This is a genomic window from Lentzea sp. NPDC051208, assembly GCF_040682435.1.
GTDB classification, from domain to species: domain Bacteria; phylum Actinomycetota; class Actinomycetes; order Mycobacteriales; family Pseudonocardiaceae; genus Lentzea; species Lentzea kristufekii.
The window spans coordinates 63399-81508 of the sequence record NZ_JBFBAW010000019.1 but is presented as its reverse complement, the minus strand read 5'-3'; the positions used below and the strand labels follow the sequence as shown (position 1 = coordinate 81508).

21 protein-coding genes are annotated in these 18110 nt (G+C 70.7%); 7 read left to right on the top strand and 14 right to left on the bottom strand.

Annotated elements, in window-relative coordinates; genetic code table 11:
• The first annotated feature begins 30 nt into the window (after window positions 1-30).
• Both AB0M48_RS36000 and AB0M48_RS35995 read left to right on the top strand, forming a co-directional pair.
• Window positions 31-240 (top strand): DUF2795 domain-containing protein, encoded by a 210-nt coding sequence (locus tag AB0M48_RS36000; protein ID WP_363850554.1) that lies wholly within the window; start codon window positions 31-33, stop codon window positions 238-240.
• Window positions 237-1568: a sodium:proton exchanger gene (locus tag AB0M48_RS35995; protein WP_363850551.1), complete on the top strand. Its 1332-nt coding sequence runs from the start codon at window positions 237-239 to the stop codon at window positions 1566-1568. Before AB0M48_RS36000 ends, AB0M48_RS35995 begins: the two co-directional genes overlap by 4 nt.
• A 39-nt stretch (window positions 1569-1607) precedes the next feature.
• Here AB0M48_RS35995 and AB0M48_RS35990 read toward each other — a convergent pair whose 3' ends face one another.
• A complete protein-coding gene (locus AB0M48_RS35990) occupies window positions 1608-2198 on the bottom strand; it encodes a transglycosylase family protein (protein ID WP_363850548.1) in 591 nt (196 codons plus the stop codon).
• 270 nt (window positions 2199-2468) lie between these two features.
• Window positions 2469-2870, bottom strand: a complete 402-nt coding sequence (locus AB0M48_RS35985; RefSeq protein WP_363850545.1) for a hypothetical protein — start codon at window positions 2868-2870, stop codon at window positions 2469-2471.
• Between the two features lie 115 nt (window positions 2871-2985).
• On the opposite strand from AB0M48_RS35985, the gene AB0M48_RS35980 reads away from it, so the two are divergent.
• Together AB0M48_RS35980 and AB0M48_RS35975 are read left to right on the top strand one after the other, a co-directional pair.
• Window positions 2986-3945 carry a YbdK family carboxylate-amine ligase gene (locus tag AB0M48_RS35980; protein ID WP_363850542.1) on the top strand — a complete coding sequence of 320 codons (960 nt, stop codon included), beginning with the start codon at window positions 2986-2988 and terminating at the stop codon, window positions 3943-3945.
• 34 nt (window positions 3946-3979) lie between these two features.
• The gene (locus AB0M48_RS35975; RefSeq protein WP_363850539.1) at window positions 3980-4942 is read left to right on the top strand and encodes an iron-containing redox enzyme family protein; all 963 of its coding nucleotides are present in this window, start codon (window positions 3980-3982) and stop codon (window positions 4940-4942) included.
• Here AB0M48_RS35975 and AB0M48_RS35970 read toward each other — a convergent pair.
• Both AB0M48_RS35970 and AB0M48_RS35965 read right to left on the bottom strand, forming a co-directional pair.
• The gene (locus AB0M48_RS35970) at window positions 4864-5091 is read right to left on the bottom strand and encodes a CDGSH iron-sulfur domain-containing protein (protein WP_363850536.1); all 228 of its coding nucleotides are present in this window, start codon (window positions 5089-5091) and stop codon (window positions 4864-4866) included. The two genes, AB0M48_RS35975 and AB0M48_RS35970, sit on opposite strands and share 79 nt — an antisense overlap.
• Window positions 5033-5722 carry a HemK2/MTQ2 family protein methyltransferase gene (locus tag AB0M48_RS35965; protein WP_363850782.1) on the bottom strand — a complete coding sequence of 230 codons (690 nt, stop codon included), beginning with the start codon at window positions 5720-5722 and terminating at the stop codon, window positions 5033-5035. Before AB0M48_RS35965 ends, AB0M48_RS35970 begins: the two co-directional genes overlap by 59 nt.
• 111 nt (window positions 5723-5833) lie before the next feature.
• Between AB0M48_RS35965 and AB0M48_RS35960 the strand changes: the two genes are divergently transcribed.
• Window positions 5834-7024, top strand: a complete 1191-nt coding sequence (locus AB0M48_RS35960) for a zinc-dependent alcohol dehydrogenase (protein WP_363850533.1) — start codon at window positions 5834-5836, stop codon at window positions 7022-7024.
• Window positions 7025-7103: 79 nt separating this feature from the next.
• Here AB0M48_RS35960 and AB0M48_RS35955 read toward each other — a convergent pair whose 3' ends face one another.
• A complete protein-coding gene (locus tag AB0M48_RS35955; protein WP_363850530.1) occupies window positions 7104-7547 on the bottom strand; it encodes a DUF4383 domain-containing protein in 444 nt (147 codons plus the stop codon).
• A gap of 144 nt (window positions 7548-7691) precedes the next feature.
• On the opposite strand from AB0M48_RS35955, the gene AB0M48_RS35950 reads away from it, so the two are divergent.
• Together AB0M48_RS35950 and AB0M48_RS35945 are read left to right on the top strand one after the other, a co-directional pair.
• Window positions 7692-9890 (top strand): catalase, encoded by a 2199-nt coding sequence (locus AB0M48_RS35950; RefSeq protein WP_363850527.1) that lies wholly within the window; start codon window positions 7692-7694, stop codon window positions 9888-9890.
• Complete coding sequence (locus tag AB0M48_RS35945; protein ID WP_363850524.1) at window positions 9887-10303, top strand: ankyrin repeat domain-containing protein; 417 nt, start codon at window positions 9887-9889, stop codon at window positions 10301-10303. The genes AB0M48_RS35950 and AB0M48_RS35945 overlap by 4 nt, the downstream gene beginning before the upstream one ends.
• A gap of 46 nt (window positions 10304-10349) precedes the next feature.
• Here AB0M48_RS35945 and AB0M48_RS35940 read toward each other — a convergent pair whose 3' ends face one another.
• The 9 genes from AB0M48_RS35940 to AB0M48_RS35900 form a co-directional block, all read right to left on the bottom strand.
• Window positions 10350-10523 (bottom strand): hypothetical protein, encoded by a 174-nt coding sequence (locus AB0M48_RS35940; protein WP_363850521.1) that lies wholly within the window; start codon window positions 10521-10523, stop codon window positions 10350-10352.
• Between the two features lie 159 nt (window positions 10524-10682).
• Window positions 10683-11069, bottom strand: coding sequence for an ATP-binding protein (locus AB0M48_RS35935; protein ID WP_363850518.1), 387 nt, complete (start codon window positions 11067-11069; stop codon window positions 10683-10685).
• Entirely contained in the window at window positions 11066-12613 is a 1548-nt protein-coding gene (locus AB0M48_RS35930) for a fused response regulator/phosphatase (protein ID WP_363850515.1), read from the bottom strand. The genes AB0M48_RS35935 and AB0M48_RS35930 overlap by 4 nt, the downstream gene beginning before the upstream one ends.
• On the bottom strand, window positions 12610-14337 hold the full coding sequence (locus AB0M48_RS35925) for a hybrid sensor histidine kinase/response regulator (protein WP_363850512.1): 1728 nt from the start codon (window positions 14335-14337) through the stop codon (window positions 12610-12612). The genes AB0M48_RS35930 and AB0M48_RS35925 overlap by 4 nt, the downstream gene beginning before the upstream one ends.
• Entirely contained in the window at window positions 14334-15362 is a 1029-nt protein-coding gene (locus tag AB0M48_RS35920) for an ATP-binding SpoIIE family protein phosphatase (RefSeq protein WP_363850780.1), read from the bottom strand. Before AB0M48_RS35920 ends, AB0M48_RS35925 begins: the two co-directional genes overlap by 4 nt.
• On the bottom strand, window positions 15359-15772 hold the full coding sequence (locus AB0M48_RS35915) for an ATP-binding protein (RefSeq protein ID WP_363850509.1): 414 nt from the start codon (window positions 15770-15772) through the stop codon (window positions 15359-15361). Before AB0M48_RS35915 ends, AB0M48_RS35920 begins: the two co-directional genes overlap by 4 nt.
• Window positions 15772-16140 (bottom strand): STAS domain-containing protein, encoded by a 369-nt coding sequence (locus AB0M48_RS35910; RefSeq protein WP_363850507.1) that lies wholly within the window; start codon window positions 16138-16140, stop codon window positions 15772-15774. Before AB0M48_RS35910 ends, AB0M48_RS35915 begins: the two co-directional genes overlap by 1 nt.
• Entirely contained in the window at window positions 16140-16991 is an 852-nt protein-coding gene (locus AB0M48_RS35905) for an STAS domain-containing protein (protein WP_363850504.1), read from the bottom strand. Before AB0M48_RS35905 ends, AB0M48_RS35910 begins: the two co-directional genes overlap by 1 nt.
• 338 nt (window positions 16992-17329) lie before the next feature.
• On the bottom strand, window positions 17330-18049 hold the full coding sequence (locus AB0M48_RS35900; RefSeq protein ID WP_363850501.1) for a GntR family transcriptional regulator: 720 nt from the start codon (window positions 18047-18049) through the stop codon (window positions 17330-17332).
• Window positions 18050-18110 lie beyond the last annotated feature (61 nt).

The following is an 18110-nucleotide window of genomic DNA, read 5'->3' as shown; positions in this document are numbered from 1 at the left end:
TCGCAGCTCACCCATGGGTACTCGGCCGCCATGGAGACCACAGGGGAGGACGAGGAGACCGAGTTGCGGCAGGTGCTGGACGAACTGTCCTATCCGGCCGACAAGGTGCGCATCGTGATCTGTGCCGAAGTCCACGACCTCGGGATCGACGTCCGCCGCCGGCTGCACCACCTGCCCTACCGCCACTACTCCTCTCCGTCCGAGGTGCTGGCCGTGCTGTCCGACCCGGACCGGTCGTGACCCCGTTGGCCGACGACGACCGGCGCCGTTTCCCGGCACGGCTCCCGTTCGCCGCGCTCGCCACCCTCCCAGGGGCCTACCTGGGGGCGGCGGAGTACCTGGGGTGGCCGCATCCCGACGTCGCCGCCCCGCTGGCGGCCCTGGTCTTCGGCGTCGCCATCGTGGGCGCGGCGTTCGTGCTCGCCTGGGCCGCCGAGGCCGCCCAGGTGGACGTCAGCGCCGGACTGGCCATCGCCGTGCTCGCGCTCGTCGCCGTGCTGCCCGAATACGCGGTGGACCTGGTGTTCACCTGGGAGGCGGGCCAGGAGTTCGCCCGCGAGGGCACCTGCGTGCCCCCTCCGGGTGAGGCGGACCCGTGTTCGCTCGCCCTGGCGAACATGACCGGTGCCAACCGGGTGCTCGTCGGGTTCGGCTGGCCCCTGGTCGTGCTCGTGGGCGCGCTCGCCGTCCGGCGGGCGCATCGGGAGAGCGCGTCCACTCACGAGGGTCGGATCGAGCTCGCGCCGGTCATGTCGGTCGAGGTCGTGTTCCTCGCACTGGCCACCCTGTACTCGCTGAGCCTGCCGCTGCGCACGTCCCTCACGCTCGTCGACGCCGCGGTCTTCCTCGCGATCTTCGCGGGCTACGCCTGGCGGCTGTCCAAAGCGCCCGTGGAGGAGCCGAAGCTGCTCGGCGTGTCCGAGTGGGTGGGCCGTCAGGAACGCAAGCCGCGGCGGTGGTGGGTGATCGGCATGTTCACCTTCGCCGGCATCGTCGTCCTCGCCACGGCCGAGCACTTCGCCCAGAACCTCGTGGACACCGGCACGAGCCTCGGCGTGGACGAGTTCCTGCTGGTGCAGTGGGTGGCGCCGCTGGCGAGCGAGTCGCCGGAGCTCATCGTCGCCTGCCTCTACGCCGCCCGGCTGATGGCCTCGCACTCGCTGGGCACGCTGCTGTCGAGCAAGGTCAACCAGTGGACGCTGCTGGTCGGCACCATCCCGATCGTCTTCGCGATCTCCAGCGGCGGCACGCACGGCCTGCCGCTCGACGGCCACCAGCGCCTCGAACTGCTCCTCACCGCCACCCAGTCGTTGTTCGCGGTGAGCATCCTCGCGAACCTCGGTCTCACCACGATCGGCGCCACGACCCTGTTCGTCCTGTTCGCCGCCCAGTTCACGGCCAGCATCACGTTGCCCGACGCCGCCAACCGCGTGGTGATCCTGGTCCTGTCCGGGCTCTACGTCGTGCTGGCGGTCGGGCAACTGGTGCGCCGCAGGCACAGCGGCGCCCGCACCGCTCGCGACGGCGTGGTGACCCCGTTGCCCGAGCTCGCCGGCAGGTCCTCGTGACGGCGCGGGACCTGTCACCGACAGGTCCCGCGCCGGACGTCACTTCGTCGCGATCTTGTCGCCCGGCCTGATGAGGTCCGGGTTGGTCAGGAACCGGGCGTTCTTGGCGACCAGCGCCTGCCAGCCTCCCTCGACGCGCAGCTCCTCGGCGATGCCGCTGAGCGTGTCACCGGACTTGATCGTGTAGTCGCCGTCGGGATTGCTCGTGGACGGCGCGGCCACCGGGGCCACCGGCACCACGCGCGACGCGGCCTTGCGACCGGCCGGGCTGTGGCCCTGGCGCGCTGGTTGCACACCGCCAGTGGCGCGGCGTCCGCACACGCCCCACGCTCCCAGGCCCTGGGTCCGCAGAACGTTCTCCGCGACGCGGATCTGCTCCTCGCGGGACGCCTGGTGGGCGTGGCCGGAGCCGCCGTTGGCCTGCCAGGTCGACTGGCTGAACTGGAGTCCGCCGTAGTAGCCGTTGCCGGTGTTGGTCGACCAGTTGTTCCCGCTTTCGCACTGGGCGATCCGGTCCCAGTCGACCGGGGCCGAGGCTGAGGCGACCGTGCCGGCCGCTGTGACGAGAGCCGTCGCGGAGAAGGCGATGAGCACGACGCGACTGGTGATGTTGCCACGAAGATGACGCATGTCCCTTTGGCACCCCGTCCCGCTCCCGCCCGCGAGGGCGCCTGTCCGACGGGGGATTCGTCCATGGCATGGACAGGGCGCGCCGCTGGACAGGTGAGCGCACGGCATACCCTGGTGCTGCGGCGGTCTCGCGACCGCTGGGCAGGACCGTAAGAACGTCGCGCCGGATCCGCACGGCCGGAGGCGGGCAAGATCACCCGATAGGTGATGATCCCGGGATCGGTGTGTAAACGGCCGAAAACACGTTTTCGCTCACCCCGTCGCACGGGGTCATCGGTCGGTCCTGCCGGGGTTCTCCGAGTACGCGGCGGCGCTGAGCCGCTGACGCTCGCGCTTGAGCTGCTTCTCGAAACCGTGCCGCTCGCCGTCCGCCAGGTCGTTCCGCACGGCGCGTTCGACGTCGCGGAACACGTCGTGGTACATGTCGTCGTACTCCTCGACGATCTGGAAGGTCCACCGTCCAGGAAGGACGTTGCGGCCGAGCAGCTCCCGTTGCACGCGGTTCGCGTGCTCCCCGTGCCCCGCCTCGCGCAGCGCCGTGACCGCGTCACCGAGCTCGAAGTCGGCGGTGCCGGTGAGCTGGTGGAACGAGTACAGGTGACCACGCGCGCGTTCGGTGGTCTCCAGCGCCTTGCGGAGCTTGCCGAGAGCCTCGACCGTTTTGTCGTCCATACCGGCCCGAGTACCCCGTTGTGGTTCACCCCTATCGCACGGGGGTACTCGGGCAGCGATGTCCAGGAAGAGCGGAGATGGGCACTTGCGTGCTGCGTGTGCTGACACCGTTGGGGTGGAAGAGGAGTTCCTGCTCGTCGACGCGGCTTCCCAGCGAACGGTGATGCGCGCGCACGCCGTGCTGGCGCGGGTGCGGGACACCGAGCTGACGAAGTTCCACGCGGAGCTGGCCGGAACCCAGGTGGAGGCCGCGACCGGGCCGTGCACCAGCGTCGCCGCTCTGGGCGAGGCGCTCGCGCAGGCCCGGTCGACACTCGCCGGCGCGGCCCGGGCGGAAGGCCTGGAGCTGGTCTCCCGTGGCACGCCGGTCAAAGCCTCGACGCATTCGGTCGTCGCGGACGGCGCACGGTTCCACCGCGTCCTCGACGCGTACGCGGGCGTCGTCGAGGACTACGAGGCAAGCGGCTGCCACGTGCACGTCGGTGTGCCGGACCGCGAGACCGCGGTGGCCGTGGTGAACCACGTGCGGCCGTGGCTGCCGACCCTGCTGGCCCTGTCCGCCAACTCCCCCGACCACGGCTACGCGAGCTGGCGGATGGTGCTGCAGTCGAGGTTCCCCGGCTCGGGCGTGCCTCCGCTGTTCCGCGACGCGCGGGACTACGACGCCCACGTCGCCAGGATGGTGACGTGCGGGACGCTCGTGGACGCGGCGCAGTCGTTCTGGCTCGTGCGGCTGGCCTCCCGGTGGCCGACCGTGGAGTTCCGCGCGGCGGACGCCGCCACGGAGGTCGACGGCGCGATGGTGCAGGCCGCATTGTCCCGTGCGCTCGTCCACGCCGCCTATGAGGACGTCCAGAAAGGCGTGGAACCTCCCGCGGTGCGCGACGACGTGCTCGCCGCGGCCGTGTGGACGGCGTCCAGGTACGGCATCGACGGCGCCGGGGTCGATCCGTGGCAGGAGTGCCGCGTGCCCGCCACCGTCCTGCTGGACGCCCTGGTCGAGCACGTGACGCCCGCGCTGGAGGAGCGCGGCGAACTCGCACTCGTGCGTGAGCTCGTCGCCGCGCGGGTATGACTCCTGAGTGCAACTACCATCGCCACGCGGCCCCTTGTCCGAGCAGGTCGTCGCCACGCTGAAGGGCGAACCGGACGGACGTGCCATCGAGTTCACCGACGCCGACCCGTACGGCGAGGACCTGACCATCGCCCTGCACACGTTGTACGAGCTGCATTACGGCGGTTTCGACGGCGTGCACCCCGGCTGGGAGTGGGATCCGGAACTGCTGCGGCTCCGGGCGCGCATCGAGGACGTCTTCCTCACCCGGCTCCGGTCCGACGTGGACGGCGGCGACGACCTCGACGCGGCCCTCGGAGACCTGCTGGTCGAGCACGTTCCCGGCAGCGGGGTGTCACACCACCTGCGCGACGACGGGACGTGGGACCAGATGTGCGAGTACTTCGCGCATCGTTCGGTGTACCACCACAAGGAAGCCGACCCGCACGCGTGGGTCATCCCCCGGTTGCGAGGCAGGGCGAAGGCCGCGCTGGTGGCCGTGGAGTTCGACGAGTTCGGCGGCGGGCGGGCCGACCGCATGCACTCCCGGCTCTACGCCGACCTGCTCGAGGGCGCGGGGATGTCCTCCGACTACCTGCACTACCTCGACGACGTGCCGGCGCCGGCCATCGCGATCGTCAACATGATGTCGCTGTTCGGCCTGCACCGGTCATTGCGCGGCGCCCTGGTCGGTCACTTCGCCGCGGCCGAGATCACGACGGCGCCGAGTGCCCGGCGCATGGCCCAGGCGTTGGAGCGCCTGGGCGCCGACCCGCGATGTGTCGAGTTCTTCACCGAGCACATCGAGGCCGACGCCGTGCACGAGCAGATCATGCGCAACGACGTCATCGGCTCGTTGCTGGAGCAGGAACCGTCGCTCAGGGCCGACGTCGTGTTCGGCATCCAAGCGACGGAACACCTCGAGTCACGCCTCGCGGCTCACCTGCTGTCGTCCTGGGAGGCGGGCGAGTCGTCACTGCGGACCCGCCTGCGGTGGCTGGTGTCGCAGAACGGATAGCGCTTGCTGCGCCGGCACGCGCACACCGCGACCACGAACCGGTCGCTGGTGTGCGTGACGCCGTCGTCCGTGACGAGCTCGACCGGTCCCTCAACCAGCACAGGGCCGTTCGGCACGATCGTCACCCTGCGCGAGCGGGCTTCGGTCACCTCGGATCACCACCAGTTCCTCGTCGCGCTGTCCGGGCTCGATCAGTCCGTGCCGTTCCAGGAACGCCGTCCTGGACCGCATGACCGGCCCGAACGGCACCCGGCGCCGTTGCACGACAGAGGCTTTCAGCCCGCACTCGCGCAGCTGCTGCAGCGTCGTGTCCACTCCGCACAGTGCGGAGTGGACCATCAGCAGCACGCCACCGGGCGCCAGCAGGTCGAAAGAACGGGCGCACAAGGGATTCAGCAGCTCGCGACCGTCCAGACCGGCGTCCCACGCCCGCGCCCGTCCTCGCGCGGCGCAGTTCGCGGGCACGTACGGCGGATTGGCCAGCACCAGGTCGAAGCTCTCGTCGCGCACGACGTCGAGCACGTTGCCCTGGCGGACGCGGATCGGCGTGCGGTTCATCACCGCGTTGATCCGCGCCGTCCACACGGCACGCCGGGAAACGTCCACGGCGGTCACATCGGAGGCACCGGCGCGCATGGCGGCCAGCGCCAGGGCGCCCGTGCCGGTCCCGATGTCCAGAACGCGGGCGCCCTTGGGGATGGCTGCCGCGTGGAGCGCTTCGAGCAGAAGCGCGGTGTCGTCTTGGGGCGCGTACACGCCCCGCGTCCTGAGCAACATCACGAACCTGGAATCGGCCTGCCACAACGCCTTGAAACAACGTGACTCAGCGTGTTTGCGCGCCGGTCACCAGGGCACCCGCCCCACTACTGTGATTTTTGGGAAGGAGCGCCGATGAAGGCGGTCACCTGGCACGGCAAGCGCGACGTCCGGGTGGACACTGTGCCCGATCCGCGGATCGAGTCTCCGACGGACGCCGTCATCCGAGTCACCTCCACGGGTGTGTGCGGCTCGGATCTGCACCTGTACGAGGTGCTCGGCCCGTTCATGACCGAGGGCGACGTCCTGGGACACGAACCGATGGGCATCGTGGAGGAGGTCGGCGCGGAGGTCACCTCGCTCAAGGCCGGAGACCGCGTGGTCGTCCCGTTCAACATCTCCTGCGGCCACTGCTTCATGTGCGACCGCGGCCTGCAGTCGCAGTGCGAGACGACCCAGGTCACCAGCGAGGGCAAGGGCGCGGCGCTGCTCGGCTACACGAAGCTCTACGGGCAGGTGCCCGGCGGCCAGGCCGAGTACCTGCGGGTGCCGCAGGCGCAGTACGGGCCGATCAAGGTTCCGGACGGGCCACCGGACGACCGGTTCGTCTACCTGTCCGACGTGCTGCCGACGGCCTGGCAGGCGGTGGAGTACGCCGAGATCCCGGCGGGTGGTTCCGTCGTGATCTTCGGTCTCGGGCCGATCGGGCAGATGTGCGCCCGCGTCGCCCTGCACAAGGGCGCCGGACAGGTCATCGGGATCGACCTCGTGTCCGAACGCCTGGCGAGGGCCGAGGCGCACGGGGCGACGGTGCTCGACACGCGCGACCACGACGACATCGGCGACGCCGTCCGCGCGCTCACCTCGGGCCGGGGCGCGGACTCCGTCATCGACGCGGTGGGCATGGAGGCGCACGGCGCACCGGCCGCCCGGATCGCGCACAACCTGGTGGCCGCACTGCCGAAGGCCGCCGGTGCGCTGATCACCGAGAAGGCGGGCATCGACCGGCTGAGCGTGCTGTACGCGGCCATCGACTCGGTGCGGCGCGGCGGCACGATCTCGCTGTCCGGCGTGTACGGCGGCATGATCGACCCCATGCCCATGATGGAACTGTTCGACAAGCAGGTCAGGCTCCACATGGGACAGGCGAACGTGCGCCGCTGGGTCGACGAGATCCTGCCGCTGCTGTCCGGCACCGACGATCCTCTCGGCGTCGACGACTTCGCCACCCACCGGCTGCCGCTGCACGAAGCACCGCGCGCCTACGAGATGTTCCAGAAGAAGCTCCACGGCGCCCAGAAGGTTCTGTTGCAACCGGCGGGCTGAGAAGCCGCCTCAGCGAAACGGTGGGCATCGCGTCCGCGATGCCCACCGTTTCGTCGTCACCGGGAATACCGCACCCCGATCAGTGCCTGCGCGCGACGCGGCCGCGGCCCAGCGCCAGACCGAGGGCGACCATGCCAATGCCCAGGAACAGGTGCAGCCAGTTGTCGGCCGTGTTGAACGGCACGAAGTTGGCGGCACTGTCGTGGTCGATCACCAACCCGTACAGCCACAGCACCAGGTAGACGGCTCCACCGCCGACGAGGTACCAGTACGCGCCTCCGGCCGTGCGGGCCATCAGGAACCCGGCCACGCCGAAGGCGAGGTGGACGATGTTGTGGAAGACCGACACCGCGAACACGCCCAGCAGCATCGCCTGGGACTCGTGGCCGGCCAGCTCCAGTGCTTCGTAGTTCGTGGTCAGGCCGGGGATGAACCCGGCGATGCCCACCAGGGTGAACACCGCGGCGACGACCATCGCGGCGGTCTGGATCGTGCCACGCCGCGCCGTTTCGGTTCGGGACATGACGACTCCCTTGAATGTGAGCCCGTTTCGGACGCGATCGGCTACCCCTTCGAAAACACTCCAAACGGTTGTGTGCCGAGTGGTTGGCATCCGCGAATCACCGGGTACTGCCTGAGTGACATTCCTGTGCGGTAGGAGGAAGCAGTGGCGAGCAAGAAGCCGGGCAAGGTCGTGAAGGCGGCGGTGGAGAAGGCGGTCGACAAGGTCACCGAGCTGGTGAACCCGCCGATCCCCGGCGCCCCGAACAGCGAGCCGCCGTCGCTCGAGGAGCCGACCGAGCCGCGGGGGCCGTTGCCTCCCAAGCACGACCAGACCGGGCCGGAGACGGTGTCGCCTACGGGCGCCCCGACCGGCGCACCGAAGCTGTCCCAGGGCCAGCAGGGTGAGTTCCTGACCACCTCCGCCGGCGCGCGGCTGCGCGACACCGATCACTCGCTGAAGGCCGGAGAGCGCGGGCCGACGCTGCTGCAGGACCACCACCTGCGCGAAAAGGTCATGCACTTCGACCACGAACGCATTCCGGAGCGAGTCGTCCACGCGCGTGGATACGGGGCGCACGGCACGTTCGTCGGCTACGGCACTGCCACGAACGTGTGCATGGCCGGGTTCCTCGGCGACGGCGTGGAGACGCCCGTGTTCGTGCGGTTCTCGACCGTGCTGGGCTCACGCGGGTCGGCGGACACCGTGCGGGACACCCGCGGGTTCGCGACGAAGTTCTACACCCAGGAGGGCAACTTCGACCTCGTGGGCAACAACATCCCGGTCTTCTTCATCCAGGACGGGATCAAGTTCCCGGACGTGATCCACGCGGGCAAGCCGCACCCGGACCGGGAGATCCCGCAGGCGCAGAGCGCGCACGACACGTTCTGGGACTTCGTGTCGACCCACACCGAGGCCACCCACCACGTCATGTGGAACATGTCCGACCGCGGCATCCCCCGGTCGTACCGCACGATGGAGGGCTTCGGCGTCCACACGTTCCGCCTCGTCAACGCCGAGGGCGAGACCGTGCTCGCGAAGTTCCACTGGAAGCCGAAGCTGGGCGTGCACTCCCTGGTGTGGGAGGAGGCCCAGATGGCCGGCGGCTTCGACCCCGACTTCCACCGCCGCGACCTCGCCGACGCCATCGAGTCCGGCGCGTACCCGCAGTGGGAGCTCGGCCTGCAGATCATGCCCGACACCCCGCAGCAGACCTTCGAGGGCATCGACCTGCTAGACCCGACGAAGATCGTCCCGGAGGAGCTCGCCCCGGTGCAGCCGGTCGGGTTGCTGACGCTCAACCGCAACCCGCAGAACTTCTTCGCGGAGACCGAGCAGGTGGCGTTCCACCTCGGCAACCTGGTGCCGGGCATCGACGTCACCGACGACCCGCTGCTGCAGGCCCGGCTGTTCTCCTACCTGGACACCCAGCTGACCAGGCTCGCGGGACCGAACTTCAACCAGATCCCGATCAACCGCCCGCACGTGCCGGTCAACGACATGTTCCGCGACGGGTTCCACCAGCAGGCGGTGCACGCGGGTGTCGCCCCGTACCGGCCGAACACGCTCGACGGCGGCAACCCGTTCGTCGCGAAGGCCGAGGACCGGCCGCTCGTCGAGGTGGCGCAGCCGTTGCCGCGGGCGGTCAAGGTTCGCGAGGCACCGAAGTCGTTCGCGGACCACTACACGCAGCCCAGGCTGTTCTGGCAGAGCCTCTCGCCGGTGGAGAAGGAACACCTCGTCGCCGCGTTCACCTTCGAGCTGGGCAAGTGCTACGAGCAGGCGATCAAGGAACGCGAGCTGCTGGTGCTGGCCAACGTCGACCCCGTCCTGTGCGCCGAGGTGGCCAAGGGGCTGGGACTTCCGGTGCCGGCCCAGGCGAAGCTGAGGAAGGTCACGCCGAGTCCGGCCCTGTCGCAGGTCGGGCGGACGTGGCCGACGGACGGCCGCCTCATCGGAATCGTGGTCGACCCGGCTGATCTCGACGGTGTGCGCACGGTGCGAGAGACCATTCTCGCGGGCGGAATGGTGCCGTTGCTGATCGCTCCGACCGGTGGGCCGCTCGGCGACAGCGGTCTGGTCGCGCAGCGCACGTTCCTCACCGCGCGCTCGATCGAGTTCGACGCGCTGCTGGTCGCGGGCACCGCCACCGACCCGCGCGTCAGCCTGATGATCCAGGAGTGCTTCCGCCACGCCAAGGCCATCGGCGCGTGGGGCACCGGACGCACCACCGTGGAGGCCGCCGGCTGCGCGACGGGACCGGGGATCGTGCTCGGCGACAGCCCGTCGAAGGTCCTCGCGGAGGTGACCACGCTGCTCGGCGCCCACCGCGTGTGGGACCGCTTCCCCCCGGCCATCGCATGACCGGCCAGGAAGCGCTCACCGAGGAGGAACTCGCCTTCCTCCAGTCGATGTTCGACCTGGCCCGTGACGGGGACGCGGTGCGGCTGGCGGAGGCGGTCGACGCGGGAATACCGGTCAACCTCACCAACGGTGCGGGTGACTCCCTGCTGATCCTCGCCGCCTACCACCGCCATCCGGAGGCGGTCCAGGCGTTGCTGGAGCGGGGCGCCGACACCGGCCGGGTCAACGACCGGGGGCAGACCGCCCTGGGAGCGGCGGTGTTCCGGCGCTCGGAACGCATCGTCCGCCTGCTGCTCGCGGCCGGGGCGGACCCGGCTCTCGGACCGAGGTCCGCGCTCGACGTCGCCCGGCACTTCGACCTGCCGGACATGCTGGCGCTGCTGACCCCCGTCAGCGGAGCAGCTACGCGGTGAGAGCTCGTGCGGGCGGGGCGGCACCGAGTCGCCCCGCCCGCACGAGCTACTGGGGAGCGATGTCCACGACCAGCGGCCACATCACCATGTCGAGCGTCAGGTCGTTGCGGATCAGGGGGATCCAGCGCAGGTTCGTGCCGGGGTCGACGATCTCCGGCCCGACCGCGACCGCACGACGGAACGGCGGCTCCGCGGACGGCGAGGGATCGAAGTACGTCACGACCGCACCGTTCTCGAGGTGCTCGGTGACGGTTCTCCCGCTCGCGGGTACCGGCTTTCGCCCTTCCGGCGGCCCCGGTGGTTCGCCGCGGGACGATGATGGTGTGGTGGCCATGGCGAGAAATACCCCGGCGGAACCGGGGTAACCGCGACGACCGGGTCAGGTTCCGGCGCACTCCACCAGGGCGAACACCGTCTTGCCGCTCGCACCGCACGGACGGCAGCCCCACTCGCGCGAGAGGTCGTCCACCACCACGATCCCCCTGCCGCGGGTCTCCCCCAGGCGGGAACGGCCGTACACCGGTCGCACCACGGACTCGTCGTCGACCTCGACCATCACCGCACCGGGCTCCTGGCCGCGCAGGACCCGCAGGTGCCCGGTGCTGGAGGTGTGGTCCAGGACGTTCGCCACGAGTTCGGTCACCACGAGCTGCACGTCGTAGAGGTGGTCCTCGCCGAGGTCGGACAGGGCGGCGGCGAGATCGAGGCGCAACGAGGCCATCGACATGCCCGCCCGCAGCGGCAGGTCGACCGCGTGGGCCGTCATCCGCGCCGTCGCAGCAGGAGCAGGGCGATGTCGTCCTGCTTGCCCTGCCCCAGTTCGGCGAGCAGCCGGTCGGCGAGATGGTCCATGTCCTCGGTGTTCGACATGGTCGCGCGCAGCTTCTCCATGCCCTCGTCCAGATCCATGCCCGGCCGTTCGACGAGGCCGTCGGTCGTCAGCACCACGGTGGTCTCCGGCGGCAGCGGCAGCACGGTGGCCTCCGGCCGTTCCAACCCGATGCCCAGCAACGGCCCGTGCACGCTGACGTAGCGAGCGCCCCGGTCGTCGACGACCAGAGGCGGCACGTGACCGGCGTTCGCGACGGCCATCGTGCCCGCCTCCAGGTCGACCTCCAGCAGGCACATGGTGGTGAGGCCGCTGATCGGGTGGAACCGCTCGAGCAGGGCGTCGACCCGGCGCAGGACCTCGGCCGGCCGATGACCCTCCACGGCGTAGGCGCGCAGGGTGTGCCGCACCTCCCCCATCACCGTCGCGGCCTCGATCGAGTGGCCGCACACGTCACCGATGGCGATCAGCAGGTTCCCGCCGAGCTCGATCACGTCGTAGAAGTCGCCGCCGATCTCGGCGTTGCTCGACGCCGGCACGTACCTGGCCGTCATCGGCAGTTCCGGGCGGTGCGGCAACGTGCGGGGCAGGAGGCTGCGCTGCAACGTGAGCGCGAGCGAGTGCTCCTCGGCGAACGTGTGCAGGCCTTCGGCGGCCAGCGCGGTCGCCTGGGCGAGCTGGCGCAGCAGGTTCCGGTCGTCGTCACCGGTCACGGCCCCGGGCCCGACCACGATGCCGATGGGTGGGCGGCGCGGCTTCGTGCGCGCGACCACCGCCAGCGCCGATCGTTGCCACGGCACGGCACCGGCTTCGACCACGGCGACGCCGACTCCCGGGCTGAGCGCCGACATCCACTGCTCGACGTCCTCCGGGCGAGGCCGGGCCTCGGTGCCCGCCGTCACGACGCAGACGGCACCGGACGGGGCGGTGAGAACGGCGGTCGCCTCCGTGTCGAGCACGTCCGCGGCCCCGATCGCGGCGGCTTCGGCCAGGGCGTCGAACGTGGTCGCGGCGTTGACCGCGAACGTGGCCGTGGTCAGCCTGGTCAGCCGGGCGGCGAGGTGTTCGGCGAGGGCGCGGGCGCGGTGGTAGCGCAGCGCCGCCTCGACGTTGGCGAGCAGCTCCCCGGGGTCGACGGGTTCGGTGAGGTAGGCGTCGGCGCCGCGGGTGAGCCCGATGACCTTGTCCTCGGGCTCGATGTAGGTCGCCGAGAGCATCACGACCGGGATCGAGCGCGTGCGCGGATCGGCCTTGATCCGCTCCGTCACGTCGTACCCGCTCATGTCGGGCAGGTGCACGTCGAGCAGGACGAGGTCGAACGAGTCGGACTCCAGCGCGATGAGCGCCTCCGCCGCCGTGGTCGCCTCGACCACCGTGTGGCCGCCGCGGCGCAGCCAGCTGCAGGCGATGAACCGGCTCGCGTCCAGGTCGTCCACCACGAGAACCCTCGCCGGGCCGCCACCCATGGCCGTCGGGTTCATCGGTTGTCCGTTCCGCGCGCCGTCAGCTGAGCGTCCCTGATCGCGCGGCTGACCGTCTCCGGCGAGATGCGGGCCGAGTGCAGCATCGCGGCTCCGAGGCTGTGCACGCTGCGAGCGAGACCACCGGGGTCGTCGCCGCACACGATGACGACCGGAACCCCGGCCAGCTCCGGGTCGAGCCGCAGCACCGACAGCACCGCGCTGCCGCTCATCAGCGGGGCGCTCGCGCTCATGAGGACCAGGTCCGGACGCCGTGACTTCGCCACGTTCAGCGCGGTGCGGCCGTCCTCGGTCTCGATCACCTCGGCGGCGATGCCGGCCAGGGCGTCGCGCAGCTGCCTGCGGCACTTCTCGTCGCCGTCCGCGATCAGCGCGCACGCGACGGACGCGGGCTGGACGAACTCGTCCTCGGCGGTGGGCAGGGTCAGCACGACCTCCGTGCCGACGCCGGGTGTGCTGTTCAGGGTCAGGCTCCCGCCGAGGATCTCGGCGAGCTTGCGGGCGTAGGACAGGCCGAGACCGGTGCCGCTCGCACCGATCTGCAGCTCGTTCGGCACCTGGTAGAACTCCTCGAACACCCGGTCCTGCTCCCCAGGCGGGATGCCGATGCCGGTGTCGGCGACCACGAACCGGACCTCGCCGGGGCCGGGTCCGGCCTCGGCGGTGAAGCGGATCTCGCCCCGTCGGGTGAACTTGACGGCGTTGGACAGGACGTTGCGCAGGATCCGCACGAGCATCGTCTCGTCGGTGACCAACGGCCGCAGGGCGGGAAGCGCGTCCACCACCAGGCGCACGTCGTCGGAGCGCAGCAACGGCCGCACCGCCGACCGCAGTTGCGTGACCACGTAGTCGAGCGCGACGGGTGCCATCCGCGGTCGCAGGCTGCCCGACTCGGCCTTCGCGGTGTCGAGCAGTTCGTTCACCAGCGCCAGCAACGTCGCCGCGGACTCGTTGATCAGGTCCACGTGGTGGTGCTGGTCGTCGGTCATGGGGTCGCCGCCCGGTCCGCCGAGCAACCGGGTCAGGCCGACCACCGAGTTGATCGGCGCGCGCAGCTCGTGGCTGATGTTGGACCAGAACCGGATGCGCGCGGCGGCCGCGTCCCGCAGTTCGGCGGACTTCGCCTCCAGCTCGGCGTAGAGCGCGACCACGCCCTGGTTGGTCTGTTCCAGCTCGTCGGACAGCTCCTGGTAGAGGGCCACGACGCCGCGGTTGGTCTCCTCCAGCTCGGCGTTGAGCCGTTCGAGCTCCTTGCTCTTGGTCTCCAGGTTCTCGAGCGTCTCCAGCAGTTCCTGGTTCTGAGCGCGCAGCTCGTCGAGCGCGGTGGTGCCCGTGTCCTCGCGCAACTCCCGCAGCAGGCTCTCGTCGAGCACGACCGCGTGCGGCACGTTCTTCACCAGTGTGACGTCGGTGGCGCCCATGACCAGGTCGTTCATCAGCCTGCGGGCCGTGTCCCAGCCAGGACCGCTGTTGCTCACCGGCTCCTGCCAGGACAGCTCGACGAGCAACGCGGGGACCGGCCCCTGCCGCAGCCGGAAGACCGCGGTCGTGGCCACCTCCTGCCGCACGAGTTCCCTGCCGACGTCGCTCAGCGCCGTCGCGACCCGGACCTGGTTCTGCCCGTCGAGACCGGCCGCCGCCGCGACCTGGCGGCCGCGCTGGCGCAGCAGGAACACGTCGCGCTCGTCGACGATCAGCAGCCGCAGCAGGTCGGTGGTGGTCATGCCGGTCTGGCCACCAGCACGCAGGCGTCGTCGTGACGCACGCCCGCTTCGCGCAGCAGCGTCGCCGCGATCAGCACCGGCGGGTCGTTGATCAGGTCACTGCCGTGCTCGGCGCCCCAGCGCTCGGTGAGACCGTCGGAGTGCATGGCCACCACCGCCCGTTCCGGGAGCGCGTAGTCGAACGTGCGGATCGTCCGCGCCTGGTGGCCCGCGACCCCGGGCACCGAGATCATGCCCTGCTTGCGGCCCTCCACCAGCACCGCGGCGGCGATGTTGCCCAGTCCGCAGAAGCGCACGGTCCGGCGGACCAGGTCGATGTCCGCGATCGCCACCGCACCGCCCCGCGTGCCGCGCAACGCCGCGTGCAGACGGGCGACCGCCTGGTCGGGCGGCAGGAACGGCTGTTCGCGGAACACCCGCACCGCGGTGGCGGACGCGTCCGCCGCCAGCGGCCCGTGCCCGGACCCGTCGCACATCATGAGCGTCATCCGGTCCGTGCTCCGGCAGACCGCGTAGGCGTCACCGCACACTTCCTCGCCCTTGATCGGCCTGGTCATCCCGGCCGCTCGTTCCTCACCCCACTCGGGTGCCCGGTCGAGCTTGGGGGCGAACCGCGCCACCAGCGCGGTCCCCTTGCCCGGACGGGAGGACATGGCGCAGGACGTCGCCAGCCGGGCCACGGCGCCGAGCCCGACGCCGAGCGTGCCGGTCGTGGACTGGCCGTCCTCCCACGCCAGCGCCATGTCGGCGATGCCGGGGCCGCGGTCCACCGCGACGATCTCCACCGCAGCGTCCCGCTCCCCGCGCACCGTGCGGATCAGCACCACGCCCTGTTGCGCGTGCTTGTGCAGGTTCGTCCCGATCTCGGTGGCGGCGAGGCCGATCTCGGCCGCGCGCGTGGCGCTGAACCCCAGCCGCTCGGCCAGCGACGTGGCGGTGCGGCGGATCCTGCCCACCTGGGCGGTCTCCTCGACCGGCAGCCAGACCTCGTCGCGCACCAGCGGAAGGCAGCTCGCCGTGGTCATCTCTTCCACTTGACCACCGTCACGACCGTGCCGCGGCCGACCTCCGTGTCCAGCTCGAACTGGTCCACCAGGCGACGTGCGCCGCTCAGGCCCAGACCGAGGCCGGACCCGCTGCTCCACCCGTCGGCGAGCGCGAGCGACAGGTCGGGGATGCCGGGTCCCTCGTCGTGGAAGGAGGCCCGCACGCCCGTGCGGCGGGCCTCGCTGATCTCCTCGACGCGGGCGAAACCCCCGCCGCCGTAGATGAGCGTGTTCCGCGCGAGTTCGCTCGCGGCCGTGACCAGCTTCGTCTGGTCCACCAGCGAAAGCTTGGTGTGCTGCGCGTACGTGCGCACGAGCTGGCGCACGCGGACGACGTCGTCGTCGCCTCTGATGGGCACCACCTCCGGCCCGTCGGACCGGGGCGGCATCAGGTGTCCCGTCCGCGACCGAGCTGTCCGAGGATCTTCATCCCGCGTTCGAGGTCGAGTGCGGTGCGCACACCACCCAGGGTGAGCCCCAGCTCCACCAGCGTGATCGCCACCGCCGGACGCATGCCCACCACGACGGTGTCGGCGTCGAACAGGCGGGAGATCGACGCGATCGTGGCGAACATCCGCCCGATGAACGAGTCGACGATCTCGACCGCCGAGATGTCGATGATCACGCCGTGGGCTCCGGTCGCGCAGATCTTCTCCGCCAGGTCCTCCTGCAGCGCCAGCACGCTCTGGTCCTGCAGGTCGATCTGGATGGAGACGAGCAGCACGCCGCCGATCTTGAGAATCGGCACGCGTTCCATCAGACGGCCTGGCTGCGGACGACGTCGACGCCCTCACGGCGCAGCGCGTGCCGCAGCGCGTCGGCGAGGGAGGCCTTGGTGACGATGTCGCCGAACTCGATGCCCAGCGCCACGATCGTCTGCGCGATCTGCGGGCGGATGCCGGACACGATGCACTCCGCGCCCATCAGCCGGGCCGCGACCACGGTCTTGAGCAGGTGCTGCGCGACCTGGGTGTCGACCGCGAACACACCGGTGATGTCGATGATCGCGTGCTCGGAGCCGGTCTCCACCAGCGCTTCGAGCAGCTTCTCCATCACCACCTGGGTGCGGGCCGAGTCGAGGGTGCCGACCAGGGGCACCGCGAGCACGCCCTCCCAGATCTTCACCACCGGGGTGGTGAGCTCCAGGAGCTGCTCCGACTGCTCCCTGATGATCTCGTCGCGCGCGCTCGCGTAGAACTCGAACGTCAGCAGCCCGAGCGCGTCCAGCAGCCCGGAGAAGGCCATCTGCTGCCGGTACACCTGCGGGTCGTCGCTGGTCTCGGTGAGGTCGAAGACCACGCGCTTCAACGAGAACAGGCTCGACGCCGTCTCGGTCGGGGTGAAGCCCGCCCGGACCCTGGCGCGCGAGTACTCGTCCAGCAACGAGCGCAGGTCGCCGAACTCCGGCCCGCTGATGTCCCGGCCGTCGTGGCCGGCGAGAGGCAGCAGTGCCGCGAAGAACTCCTGGAAGTCCCGTTCGAGCTCCGCCCGCGTCGATCGCCCGCGCAGCAGGGCGCCGGCCGCGTCCACCCACTTGTCGACCAGGGGCTCCGCGTTGGTCCGCAACAGGTCGGTCAGGCTGTGGGCACGCTCTGCTTCCGCAGTCACTCAGGTCTCCTCGAGCAGTCGGCAGTCTCGGACCGCGGTGATCTCATCGGTCACCCGTGGCCGTGCAGCAAGGACTGCGATGCGCCGACTGCTTGACGTTCGCGGCTGCCGCGCGAACCCTACATGCCGGGATCCCGGACCTCGGCGCGCCGGTCGGCGTGCCGAGTTCGCCGTGGCGGGCGGTCTCGCGGCGGGAGCTGGCCCCCGTCGTGCGGCCTCAGACGTTACCGGTCCGCTGTTCGGAACGCCCGTTGAAGCAGGTGCGGCAGACCTCGCCGCCGTCACGGACCAAGCCGTGACCACCTTTCGGTCCACACCTGTGCCGCAAACCGCGCGGCTCAGCGCGTGGAGACCTGCCCGGGTTCGCGCCGCAGGTCCTCGAGTCCGCCCCGGACGTCGTCGAGCGCGATCCGTTCCGCGGCGGCCGAGTCGCCCGCGCGCAGGGCTCGGACGAGGGCGCGGTGGGTCGTGTAGCGGTCGAGGCCGTACTGATGGTTCGCGAGGACCCGTTCCACCGTGCGGGTGCGGCGTTCGGTTCGGGTGAACACCCTGGTCTGCCCCAGGAGCCGGACCAGGACGGCGTTGCCGGCGCAGGCCGCGACGGCGTCGTTGAAGCGCTGCATGGTGTCCAGCAGTGCGTTGAGGTGCTTCTCGACGGGGCGGCCCTCGGCGTCGCGCTGCTTGATGACGATCAGCAGGTCGTCCGCCTCGTCGAGGAGGGCGTCGAGCGCGTCGAGCTGGGCCGTGCTCGCGCGGCGGGCGGCGAACCGGGCGATGAGGCCGCGCAGCGCGATCTCGACCTCGGCCAGGTCCTCGACGGCGGACGCGCCGATGTCCGCGACGACGACCGTGCGCGGACCCGTCCTCTCGATCAGGCCGTCCTGCTCCAGCCTGCGGATGGCCTCGCGCACCGGGGTCGGGCTCATCGACAGCCGCTCGGCGAGCCCGCGTTCGGTGATCTTCTCGCCGGGCGCCAGCTCACCGGCGGCGATGGCGTCCTGGACCGAGCGGTAGGCGCGGTCGGCGAGCGTCTCGCGGGGATCTTCGTCGGCCGTCACGAGTACGGATACTACGACTAACAGCGAAGCTATTGCTTGACCATTTTGCTATAGCATCTTA